The organism is Methylorubrum zatmanii (assembly GCF_014845115.1).
GTDB classification, from domain to species: Bacteria; Pseudomonadota; Alphaproteobacteria; order Rhizobiales; family Beijerinckiaceae; genus Methylobacterium; species Methylobacterium zatmanii.
The window spans coordinates 1-11982 of record NZ_NKUI01000056.1 but is presented as its reverse complement, the minus strand read 5'-3'; the positions used below and the strand labels follow the sequence as shown (position 1 = coordinate 11982).

The 11982-nt window shown below is 68.1% G+C and carries 9 protein-coding genes; all 9 read left to right on the top strand.

Annotation, left to right across the window (positions count from 1 at the left end):
* Positions 1–200 precede the first annotated feature (200 nt).
* Positions 201–1787 (top strand): alginate export family protein, encoded by a 1587-nt coding sequence (locus MZTS_RS08085; protein WP_378739703.1) that lies wholly within the window; start codon positions 201–203, stop codon positions 1785–1787.
* 1198 nt (positions 1788–2985) lie between these two features.
* Positions 2986–4446: a carbohydrate porin gene (locus MZTS_RS08080; RefSeq protein ID WP_192283117.1), complete on the top strand. Its 1461-nt coding sequence runs from the start codon at positions 2986–2988 to the stop codon at positions 4444–4446.
* A 53-nt stretch (positions 4447–4499) separates the two neighbouring features.
* Entirely contained in the window at positions 4500–5903 is a 1404-nt protein-coding gene (locus MZTS_RS08075) for an LLM class flavin-dependent oxidoreductase (protein ID WP_192283116.1), read from the top strand.
* A gap of 8 nt (positions 5904–5911) precedes the next feature.
* Positions 5912–6682, top strand: a complete 771-nt coding sequence (locus MZTS_RS08070; RefSeq protein ID WP_192283115.1) for an ABC transporter ATP-binding protein — start codon at positions 5912–5914, stop codon at positions 6680–6682.
* Positions 6683–6692: 10 nt separating this feature from the next.
* On the top strand, positions 6693–7574 hold the full coding sequence (locus tag MZTS_RS08065) for a branched-chain amino acid ABC transporter permease (RefSeq protein WP_192283114.1): 882 nt from the start codon (positions 6693–6695) through the stop codon (positions 7572–7574).
* A gap of 4 nt (positions 7575–7578) precedes the next feature.
* Entirely contained in the window at positions 7579–8628 is a 1050-nt protein-coding gene (locus MZTS_RS08060; RefSeq protein WP_192283113.1) for a branched-chain amino acid ABC transporter permease, read from the top strand.
* A gap of 36 nt (positions 8629–8664) precedes the next feature.
* Positions 8665–10041 (top strand): ABC transporter substrate-binding protein, encoded by a 1377-nt coding sequence (locus tag MZTS_RS08055; RefSeq protein WP_192283112.1) that lies wholly within the window; start codon positions 8665–8667, stop codon positions 10039–10041.
* Positions 10038–10805 carry an ABC transporter ATP-binding protein gene (locus MZTS_RS08050; RefSeq protein ID WP_192283110.1) on the top strand — a complete coding sequence of 256 codons (768 nt, stop codon included), beginning with the start codon at positions 10038–10040 and terminating at the stop codon, positions 10803–10805. Before MZTS_RS08055 ends, MZTS_RS08050 begins: the two co-directional genes overlap by 4 nt.
* A gap of 32 nt (positions 10806–10837) precedes the next feature.
* The coding region (locus MZTS_RS08045; protein WP_192283108.1) for an acyl-CoA dehydrogenase family protein at positions 10838–11982 on the top strand (1145 nt) is incomplete at its 3' end.

Genomic DNA, 11982 nt, shown 5'->3' with positions numbered 1-11982 from the left:
CGGACTGGGAGTTTTCACGTCCCGCCACGCGACGGCTCGGCCGTTCCCGTCAAAGACGATCATGCGGCCCGGTTTAGTCCCCGCGCATCGTGATTTTACGGATGATGGCAGGTGCCTCGACAGTTACGCACCATGGAAGGCTCAAGACGAAGCCTGTGCCGGTTTTGGCGCGCCTTCCGCAAAATCGAACAGAGGTTGTCTTGAAACAGTCGCTCCTGTCCGTGGCGCTGATTGCCGCCCTGTGCCCCGTTGCAGCGCAAGCGCAGCTTCGGCCCCAGTCTCAAGTGGAGGCGCAGGCTGTGGGTGGGCAAGGCCATGCTCAGGCTCTCGAGAACGGCCGGACCAAGACGAAGGCGCGCCGGGCCAAGCCCCGTCCCCGGCCGCACACCGAAGCGACACCGACCCCGCCGGCACCGGTTCTGCCCGCGAAGGGACCGACCTGGCCCTATTTCCAGGTCGCCCCCAAGCAGGCCCCTGCGTTCTCGCTCTACGAGGCGCTGGGCAAACCGGAGAATTTCAAGATCAACGGCACGTTCCGGCCCCGGATCGAGGGCATCAACAATCAGTTCCGCCCGGTGCCGCCCAACCCGCGCGACGACATCCTGGCCTCGTTCCTGGCGACCCTGTTCGTCGAGTACGATGCCGGCCCCGTCCGCTTCGGCGGCGAGCTGTTCGACAGCCGCGGCTATTTCCAGCGCCGCAATTCCACGGCCGCCGGCACCGAGATCAACGCCCTCGAGATCGGACAGCTCTACCTCAATGCGGATCTCTCCGCCTTCACCGGCGAAGGCTCCAAGAGCAGCCTCACCGCCGGCCGTCAGACCAAGAACGTCGGCTCCCGCCGCCTGATCTCGCGCCAGCAATTCCGCAACACCATCAACGCCTATACCGGCGTCTCCTTCGATTGGCAGGGCGCCAACAAGGACCGCATGACTCTGCTCTGGTTCATGCCCCATACCCGCCTGCCCGGCGACGTGCCGGGTCTGCTCGACAACGAGATCGTCTGGGATCGGGAGAGCCTCGATCTGCAGCTGTTCGGCGGCTCCTACACCTTCGCCAACGTCTTCGGCGGAACCTTCGAGGTCTATGGCTACGGCCTGTACGAGCAGGATGCACCGGGCTTCCAGACCCGCAACCGGCGCCTGTTCACGCCCGGCGCCCGGCTGGCCCGCGCGCCCAAACCCGGCCAGTTCGACTGGGATTTCGAAGGCATCTACCAGACGGGCCTGGCCCGCGACACGGCCGCCGTCACCGATACGCGCGACCTCGATGTCTCGGCCTTCTTCGTGCACGGCGAGGTCGGCTACACCTTCGACACGACGTGGCTGCCCCGGGTCGTGCTGCAATACGATCAGGCGAGCGGCGACGGCTCCAACCCCAACACCTATAACCGCTTCGATACGCTGTTCGGCGCCCGGCGCTTCGAATACGGCCCCACCGGCCTCTACGGACCGATCCAGCGCGCCAACCTGATCTCCCCCGCCGTCCGGTTCGAGGTCACGCCCTCGCGCATCTGGGACATGTTCATCGCCTACCGGCCGTTCTGGCTGGACAGCCCGACCGACACCGCAGCCTTTACCGGCGTGCGCGACCGGACCGGTCGCTCCGGCACCTTCGCCGGCCAGCAGATCGAGGCGCGCCTGCGCTACTGGATCGTGCCCGATACCATGCTGCTCGACACCGGAGCCGCCTACCTGATCAAGGGCGACTTCCTGCGCAACGCTCCCAACGCGCCGGATACGGGCAATACGTTCTACGGCTACCTCAACACGACCATCTTCTTCTAAGAGCCTGTTTGATCCTGTCTCCGGTTGATGGGACCGGAGGCAGGATCGGGGAGCCCGCGCGGCGTCTGAGCGGAGCCCCAATCCGCCCTCCCGAAGGGATCGACCGGATGTGGGATGAGTTCACTGGCTCGGCCAATCCCACCGCCCTCATGCTGAGGCGATCGCCAAGCGAGCCTCGAAGCACCCCGGAACATCGACCCCAGGGAGCCGCTCCTTCAGGGAAAGTGTCGCGGGGTGCTTCGAGGCTGCTGGCGCAGTGCCTCAATGAGGACCGCCATGGAGACCAGATGAGGTCGCGGGCGGGGCAGACGAATATGGGCGACAGCGTTCTTGATCACCCGCGTTCTTGATCACCCGATAGTCTTCGATCCGCCTTGCGGTCGATCGCCTCGGGATTTGCCACCCTCAATCATCGCGAACGTCAGCGAAGCGCCTCAGCGGCGCCCTGGGATTGTCACGGCGAAATGTCTCTCACGAAACTCCCGCTGCGCCGGCGCGGCCAGAGTGGACACGCTGCGGAATCGGGAGGTTCGTGAGGCCCTCCAAAGCCGCACAAAGGGGCAGGACCGGCCGAGGCCACCGGGCGGAGGGCCGCTCTGAAACCACACCGGCATTTCCCGAATACGAGGCATGCTCCGCCGAATATCGTCGATGTTCGAGATGCATGTCGATAAAAATCTGTGTTTTATAATATAGTTTTTCTAGAAGATTCGTTCGCCATCGGCGCGCATGTCGATAAATTTCTTTTTCCAGCAATTCCGGTCGTTTCGTGAGCCCAGGAAACCGACACGTCGCACGGTTCGCTCTCACGCATCCTGACGGCCGATGAGTTCGTCCGGTTGCAGCTCGACCTATCAAGCAATCCTACCACCGCATCTGTATCATTGTCCTTCTCGATGCTCACAGGGGACAATGTTGTCCCACGACCCGCACGAAAAACAGCAACCAATTTCATTGACCGGACAGGTCACGTTTCCGAATAATCATCGGCATCCAAGGAGGAACGAGGGACGGCCCCAAGCCTTCGCTCGTCCTTCGTCGGAACAGCGGCCTGCACGGCGGACGGGTTCTCGCCCGCCTTCGCCGGCCTCCCCTGGCAAATCCCTGCGCGATGCAGGCTGGCGCTCCCTCGAACCGGTTCATGGCCGGTTTCGCGCCAGCCCGACGACCTGTGCGCGTCTGCCTGAAAACGAGCCTGATGCCGAACGTCCTGACCCTGCCGCCCGCCCTGCGCCGCCTGCTCCTGACCACCGGACTTGCCTGCACCCTGCCGCTCGCCGCGGCGCCCAGCCAGGCGCAATCGCCGAGCGCGGTGGAACGCTTCACCGGGGAAGCCGGCCCCGCGACCGACCCGGAGGCCATCGGCGTCGCCCCCGACGGCGTCGTGAAATGGCACGGGCCGCTCGCGCCCTACGCCGCCTCGCTCGCCGCGGCCGGACTGAGCTTCGACGTCAACGCCTACAACTTCTTCTTCGCCAATCCGAGCGCGGGCCTGCGCCCCGGCCAGCTCTCCAATTCCGCCTATTACGTCCTCAGCCTCGACGCGGATCTCGATAAGCTCGCCGGCATCCGCGGCGGCTTCTTCCACCTCACCGAGACCTTCTTCGGCCTGCGCTGGAACAACCGCAACATGGGCGCCGATATCGGCGACACCACCATCGGCTACCAGCCGACCTTCAACCGGGACATCGCCCGGCTCTCGGTCCTCACCTACGAGCAACGCCTGCTCGACGACCGCCTCGCCATCGAGGTCGGGCGCACCCATCCCAACCGCTACTACGCCCTGCCCCCGTGCCAATCGAGCGTGAGCTGCTTCCAGGACATCCTGCAGATCAACGGCTCGATCTCCTCGCCGCTCTACGGGGTGTGGGGCGCCAACGTCGCCTACAAGATCACCCCGGAGAGCTACATCCAGGCCGGCGCCTTCGCCGTGACCGGGAGAGCGAACTTCTCCTCCGGCTGGGATTGGGGCCACGAGCCGCTGAACGGCGTGCTGACGCTGGCCGAGATCGGCCATTCCACCACCTTCGCGACCGACCTCTACCCGAGCCGCATCGCCCTGACCGGCTTCTACAACACCGCCGACCACGAGGATAACCTCAGGACGATCTACGGCACGTCGAAGGGGCTCAATCCGGGCGATCCGGTGCGGCTGCACGCGGGCACCTCGGGCGTGATCCTGACCGGCTCACAGGTGATCTGGCGGGCCGATGGCGGGGCGGAGGCCGCCAACCTCAACCCGACCTCGATCCAGGCCTATACCAGCCTCGCCTACGCCCCGGACACCACGGTGCCGATCCGCTGGAACGCGTTTGCCGGCCTCACCCTGCAGGCGCCCGACCAGAGCCGGCCGCTCGACCGCTACGGCATCAAGGTCAACTGGCAGCGCATCTCCGCCGACTACGCGCAGTTCCTCGGTGACGCCAACTTCATCTCCGGCGGCCCGGGCGGCGCCTATTCCCGCGACAAGCTGATCTTCGAGGCCAACGCCCACCTGGCGCTCGGCAAGGGCATCTTCTTCGAGCCGGTCGTCCAATACCTCGTGAACGGCAATTCCTACTGGAATCCCTACACCGCCAACCGGACGAAGGACGGCTTCTATGTCGGCGCCACGCTGATCGTGCCGCTCGGCTCGATCTTCGGCCTCGCTCCGGGCTGAGCCCATCCGCTCACCCCGCCCCGCCCGCCGATCCCCTCAACAGACGAAGTCTCATGACGCGCCAGATCCGCTTCAACGCCTTCGACATGAACTGCGTCGGCCACCAGTCGCCGGGGCTCTGGGCCCATCCGCGCGACCGTTCCTGGCAGTACAAGGATCTCGAATACTGGCAGGATCTCGCCCGCACGCTGGAGCGGGGCATCTTCGACGGGATCTTCATCGCCGACGTCGTGGGGTATTACGACGTCTACAAGGGGTCGAACTGGCACGCCCTGCATCAGGCGGCGCAGATCCCGGTCAACGACCCGCTCCAGCTCGCCGCCCCGATCGCGCTGGCCACCGAGCATCTCGGCATCGGCATCACCGCCTCGACCTCGTTCGAGCACCCCTACACCTTCGCCCGCCGCCTCTCGACCGCCGACCACCACACCAAGGGCCGCGTCGGCTGGAACATCGTCACCTCGTATCTCGAGAGCGGGGCGAAGAATGTCGGCCAGTCGGGGCTTCAGCGCCACGACAACCGCTACGAGGTCGCCGCCGAATATGTCGAGGTGCTCTACAAGCTGTTCGAGGGCAGCTGGGAAGAGGGCGCGGTCCTGCGCGACCGTGAGCGGCGGATCTTCACCGACCCGTCGAAGGTCCACGAGATCGATCATCGCGGCCGGCACTTCACCGTGCCGGGCTACCATCTCTGCGAACCCTCGCCCCAGCGCACGCCGGTGCTCTACCAAGCCGGCGCCTCCGGGCCGGGCAAGGCTTTCGCGGCGGGACACGCAGAGTGCGTCTTCGTCGGCGCGCCGCTGAAATCCATGCTCAAGGCCTATGTCGCCGACGTGCGGGCGAAGGCCGTCGCCGCCGGCCGCTCGGCCCGCGACGTGCTGATCTACAATCTCACCACCGTCATCGTCGCCGAGACCGACGAGGCGGCGCAGAAGAAGTTCGAGGAATACCAGTCCTACACCTCCTATGACGGCGCGCTGGTGTTCATGTCGGGCTGGAGCGGGATCGATTTCGGCCAATATGCGCCGACCGATCTGGTGAAGAAGGTCGAGACCAACGCCATCGTCTCGATGGTCGAGAGCTTCTCCTCCGCCGAGAAGCCGTGGTCGATCGCGGAACTGGCCCGCTGGGGCGGCATCGGCGGAATCGGCCCGGTCTTCGTCGGCTCGGCCGCGACGGTGGCCGACATCCTCCAGGAATGGGTCGAGGAGACCGACGTCGACGGCTTCAACCTCGCCTACGCGGTGACACCGGAAACCTTCGAGGACACGGTCAACCTGCTGGTGCCCGAACTCCAGCGGCGTGGCGTCTACCCGAAGGCATACCGCCCCGGAACCTTGCGCGAAAAACTGTTCGAGCGCGGGCCGCTCCTGCCGGAGACCCATCCGGCCCATGGCTACCGCGACATCGAGGCGGTGAAGGCGCGGCAAGCCTCCCGCCTGGAAGCGGCGGAGTGAGGCTCAGGATGGCGGACCCGATCCTCGAACTCTCCGACGTCTCCCTCTCGTTCAAGGGGCTGAAGGCGATCCATGCCCTGAGCTTCTCGGTCGAGCGCGGCGAGATCTGCGCGCTCATCGGCCCGAACGGGGCGGGCAAGTCGTCCCTGCTCAACATCCTCAACGGCGTCTACCGGGCCGATGAAGGCCATGTTGCCTTCGACGGCGAGCGCCTGCGCTCGATCCGCCCCGGCGCGGCGGCGCGGCGGGGGATCGGGCGCACCTTCCAGCACGCGGCCCTGTTCTCCGGCCTCAGCGTCTTCGACAACGTGCTCGCCGGCCTCGCGCGACACAGCCGCACCACGCTGGTCGAGCACGCGCTGGGGCTCCCCCGCGACGCCGCCGAGGCGCGCCGCTTCCGCGCGGCGGCGGAGGAGACGCTCGGCTTCCTCGAATTGACGCCCTACCGCGACCGCATCGTCGCGACGCTTCCCTACGGAATCCAGAAGCGGGTCGATCTCGCCCGCGCGCTGGTGGCCCGGCCCACGCTCCTGCTCCTCGACGAGCCGATGGCCGGCATGAACGGCGAGGAGAAACGGGCGATGGCCCGCTTCATCGCGGCGGCCCGCGACGAGCGCGGCACCACCATCGTGCTGATCGAGCACGATATCGGCGTGGTGATGAGCCTGTCCGACCACGTCGTGGTGCTCGATTACGGCCGCAAGGTCGGTGACGGCCCCCCCGACGCCGTCCGCAACGACCCGGCCGTGATCGCGGCCTATCTCGGCAAGCCGCATTGAGGGGCGCCCCATGAGTTTCTTCCTGGAGACGCTCGCGGGCGGTCTGCTCGCCGGCGTGATGTACGCCCTCGTCGCGATCGGGTTCGTGCTGATCTACAAGGCCTCGGGCGTGTTCAACTTCGCCCAAGGGGCGATGGTGCTCTGCGCCGCGCTCACCTTCGTGACGCTGACCGAGCGGGACGTGCCGTTCTGGCTCGCCGGCCTGATCACCCTGGCCGTGATGGTGACGCTGGCGGTCGCCGTCGAGCGGGTGGTGCTGCGGCCGCTGGTCAACCGCTCGCAGATCACGCTGTTCATGGCCACCCTCGGCCTGTCCTACGTGATCGAGGGGGCTTCGCAGGTCCTGATGGGCGCGAGCGTCCACGAACTCGATCTCGGCATCAGCGACCTGCCGGTCGAGATCGGCCCGATCCAGCTCAGCTCCTTCGATCTGGTGGCGGCCCTCGCCGCCGGCGCCCTGGTGATCGCCCTGGCGCTGTTCTTCGAGCGCACCCGGATCGGCGTGTCGCTGCGGGCGGTCGCCGACGATCCGCAAGCGGCACTCTCCATCGGTATCCGGCTGCCGGTCCTGTGGGCGGCGGTCTGGGCGGTGGCCGGCTTCGTCGCCCTGGTGGCGGGCCTGCTCTGGGGCGCGCGCCAGGGGGTGCAGTTCTCCCTCACCTTCGTGGTGCTGAAGGCACTCCCGGTGCTGATCATCGGCGGCTTCACCTCGATCACCGGCGCCATCGTCGGCGGCCTCATCGTCGGCGCAGCCGACGCGCTCGCCGAGATCTATCTCGGACCGCTGCTCGGCGGCTCCGTCTCCACCTGGTTCGCCTACGCCCTCGCGGTCGCCTTCCTGCTGGTGCGGCCGGCCGGCCTCTTCGGCGAACGTGCCATCGAGAGAGTCTGACGCCATGCCCCCCGCCCTCGCCACCCTGTCCGGTCTCGGAGCCGGCCGTCGTCCGGCCCTGCCCGCGCTCCCGGCTCGGACCGCCGGTCTCGCCCTGCTCCTCGCCGTCGCCTTCGTCGCGATCCCGCTCACCGCCACCGATTACTGGTACAACGCGATCCTGATCCCGTTCCTGATCATGGCGCTGGCCGGGCTCGGCCTGAACCTGACCATGGGTTATGCGGGTCAGGCGTCCCTCGGCACCGGCGCCTTCATGGCGGTGGGGGCCTACGCCACCTACAACCTGCTGCTGCGCCTGCCCGAACTGCCGCTGCCGGTCAGCCTCGCGGGTGGCGGCCTCATCGCCGGAGCGGTCGGGCTCGTCGTCGGCCTGCCGTCCTTGCGCATCAAGGGCTTCTACCTGATCGCGCCGACGCTCGCGGCGCAGTTCCTGATCGAGTGGATCTTCAATCAGGTCGGCTGGTTCTCGAACTACGCCACCTCCAGCGCGATCTCGGCCCCCCGCCTCGTCTTTCTCGGCCATGACCTGTCGAGCCCGGCCGGCCGCTACGCCCTGACGCTGACCAGCGTCACCGTGGTCACCGTCGTGGCGTGGCGCCTCGTCGGCAGCCAGACCGGCCGGAACTGGCGGGCGGTGCGCGACGGCGAGACCGCCGCTGCGGTGATCGGCGTGCCGGTGGCCCGGGCCAAGCTCTCCGCCTTCTTCGTCGGGGCGGCGGTGAGCGGCATCGCGGGCGCGCTCTGGGCCTTCGCCTATCTCGGCACCGTCGATGCCCGCAGCTTCGATCTCGACCGCTCCTTCCAGGCGCTGTTCATCATCATCATCGGCGGGTTGGGCAGCCTGTCGGGCAGCTTCATCGGCGCGGCCTTCATCGTCCTCCTGCCGATCCTGCTGACGCACCTGTCGAACGCCGCCCTCGGCGGCGCCCTCGACGGCGGACAGATCTCGAACCTCCAGCGCATCATCTTCGGGGCGCTCATCATCGGCTTCCTGATCAAGGAGCCCAATGGCCTCGCCGCCTTGCTCGGCCGCCTGCGCCGCCCCGCCTGCTGATCCCCTTTCGCAAAGCCCTTTCCGGAGAACCGACCGATGACACGCCTGTCCCGCGCCCTGCGCGCCGTCGCCCTTGCGACGAGCCTTGCCGGCCTCCCCGCCCTCGCGCCCTCGGCCTCGGCAGCGGACGAGACCGGTGCCCAGGCCCCGAAGCAGTACTTCCCCCTCGCGACCTTCCGCGTCGGCGCCTACGCCTCATCCGGCATCCCGTCCTGGGCCGGGATCATCGATTACCTGCGCTACCTCAACGAGGTCGAGGGCGGCATCAACGGCGTCAAGCTGTTCTGGGACGAGTGCGAGACCGAATGGGCGGTCGAGAAGGGCGTCGAGTGCTACGAGCGGCAGAAGGGCGGCCGTGAGGGTTCGCCGGTGCCGGTCTTCCTGCCGCACGGCGATCCGGTCTCGAAGGCGCTCACCGAGAAGTCGGTCGCCGACAAGATCCCGCTGCTGACCACCGGCTATGGACGCACCGAGGCCATCGACGGCCGCGTCTTCCCCTACAGCTTCACGGTGCTGTTCAGCTTCTGGAGCGAGGCATCCTCGGTGGTGAACTACATCGCCGAGCAGGTCGGCGGTAAGGACAAGCTCAAGGGCGTGAAGATCGCGACGGTCTATCACGATTCTCCCTACGGCAAGGAGACGCAAGTCCCGCTCGACCTGCTCGCCAAGACCTACGGCTTCGAGAACATCCAGATCGCGGTGCCGCATCCGGGCAACGACCAGTCGGCGCAATGGGCGCGCATCCGCCAGATCAAGCCCGATTGGGTGTTCCTGCGCGGCTGGGGCGTGATGACCCCGGTGGCGATCAAGACCGCGGCCAAGACCGGCTTCCCGGTCGACCGCATCATCGGCGGCATCTGGTCCGGCTCGGAGGAGGACGTGCGCCCGGCCGGCAGCGTCGGCAAGGGTTATCTCGCCATCACTCCGTTCCCGGCCGGCCAGGACTTCGAGATCACCAAGAAGATCAAGGCCGCCATCGTCGATCAGGGCAAGAGCGACCTCAAGGACCTGAAGAGCTTCGGTTCCGTCTACTACAATTCCGGCTTGATCGAGACGATCATCGCCGTCGAGGCGATCCGCACGGCGCAGGCGCGCTTCGGCAAACGGCCCCTCAACGGCGAGGAGACGCAGTGGGGCCTGGAGCATCTCGTGCTCGACGAAGCCCGGCTGAAGCAGATCGGCGCCGATGGCCTCGTCCAGCCGCTGCGCCTCTCGGCCAAGGACCACGAGGGCGGCGGCGCCGGCAAGGTGCTGCAATGGGACGGCGCCAAGTGGACCATCGTCAGCAACGGCTGGGTGAAGTCGGACCGTGAGCTGCTGCTGCCGGTGATCTACGAGCGCGCGGCGGCCTATGCCAAGGAGAAGGGCATCACGCCCCGCTCCGACGACACCGCCGAGGCGAGCGCCCAATGAGCACTGGTGCCGCCTTCCTCGATGTCGAGTCCGTCGAGGCGGTCTACGGCGCCTCGATCCTGGCCCTGCGCGACGTCTCCCTCTCCGTCGCGCAGGGGGAGATCGTCGCGCTGATCGGCCCCAACGGGGCCGGCAAGACCACGACCTTGCGCGCCATCTCCAACCTGCTCGGTGCCCAACGCGGCACCCTGCGGCGCGGCGCCATCCGCTGGCGGGGCGAGGCGATACAGCGCCTCGATCCGGCGGATCTCGTGGCTCGCGGCATCGTCCAGGTGCTGGAGGGGCGCCACGTCTTCGGCCAGCTCACGGTCGAGGAGAATCTCCTGACCGGCGGCTATCTCCGCCGTCCGAGCCGGCGCCAGCTCGCCGAGGATCTGGAGCGGATCTACGCGTGGTTTCCCCGCCTCAAGCAGCGGCGGGGCGCCAAGGCCGGGCTGACCTCCGGCGGCGAGCAGCAGATGGTGGCGATCGGGCGCGCCCTGATGACCCGCCCGACCCTGCTGCTCCTCGACGAGCCCTCCATGGGGCTGGCGCCGATCATCGTCGCCGAGATCTTCGAGATCGTCGCCCGCTTGAACCGCGAGGAGGGCGTCAGCGTGCTCGTGGCCGAGCAGAGCGCCAACCTCGTGCTGGACTACGCCCATCGCGCCGTCGTGCTGGAAAGCGGGCGCGTGGTCGCCTCCGGCTCCAGCGCGGAGCTGGCCGCGAGCGGGCAACTCGGCGCGCTCTACCTCGGCGGCGCCGGGGACGAGACGCGGCACTGACCCTTTCCTCTTTCGACCTGACGAGATCCGCGATGAGCCAGTCCGACACCGCCGCATGGGCCGCATGGGGCACGCCCCCGAGCCCGCGCTACGACGCCCTCGCCGCCCGCTTCCGCCCGATCTTCGCCCGCATCCGCGAGGGCGCCGTGGCCCGCGAGCGGGAGCGGGAGCTGCCCTACGAGGCCATCGGCTGGCTCAAGGAGGCGCGCTTCGGCGCCCTGCGGGTGCCGGAAGCGGAAGGCGGCTTCGGCGCGAGCCTGCCCGATCTGTTCGGGCTGCTGGCCGAACTGGCGGAAGCCGATTCCAACCTGCCGCAGGCCCTGCGCAACCATGTCGGCTTCGCCGAGGACACCGTCGGCAGCCCGGCAAGTCCGCGCCGGACCCACTGGATCGCCCGTCTCGCGGCGGGCGACCTGTTCGGCGGCGCCTGGACCGAGACCGGGCCGGCCACGGTCGGCAGCTTCGCGACCCGGATCCATCGCAGCGGCGAGGGCTGGGGCCTGACCGGGCAGAAATACTACACCACGGGCTCGCTCTTCGCCGATTGGATCGATGTCGTCGGCAGCGGCGAGGCGGGGGAGGAAACCTCCGTGGTGGTGCCGGCCCGGGGGCCGGGCGTCGAGGTGATCGACGATTGGGACGGCTTCGGCCAGCGGCTGACCGCGAGCGGCACCGCCCTGTTCGACAACGCCTCCGCCGTGGGCGAGCCCCTGCGGACGGAGGTGCGCTTTCCCTACGGTCCCGCCTTCTTCCAGGCGGTGCATCTGGCCACCCTCACCGGGATCGCCCGGGCGGCGGCGGGCGAGGTGGCGCGGGCGGTGCGGGAGCGCAACCGCACCTATTCCCACGCCGCCGGAGCCCGCCCCAGCGCCGACCCGCAGGTGCTCCAGGTGGTGGGAAGGGTGCACAGCCTCGCCTACGCGGCGGGAGCGATCAATCTTCAGGCGGCCCAGGCCGTGCAGCGCGCCTACGAGGCGCGGGTCACCGGTCTCGCCGAGGCGGAGGCGCACGCGATCAACGTCGCGGCGGAGATCGAGCTGGCGCAGGCCCAGAGCGTGCTGACCGGCCTCGTCCTCGACGCGGGCACGATCCTGTTCGATGCGCTGGGCGCCTCGGCCACGAGCCGCCGACACGCCCTCGACCGGCACTGGCGCAACGCCCGGACGATCTCCTCGCC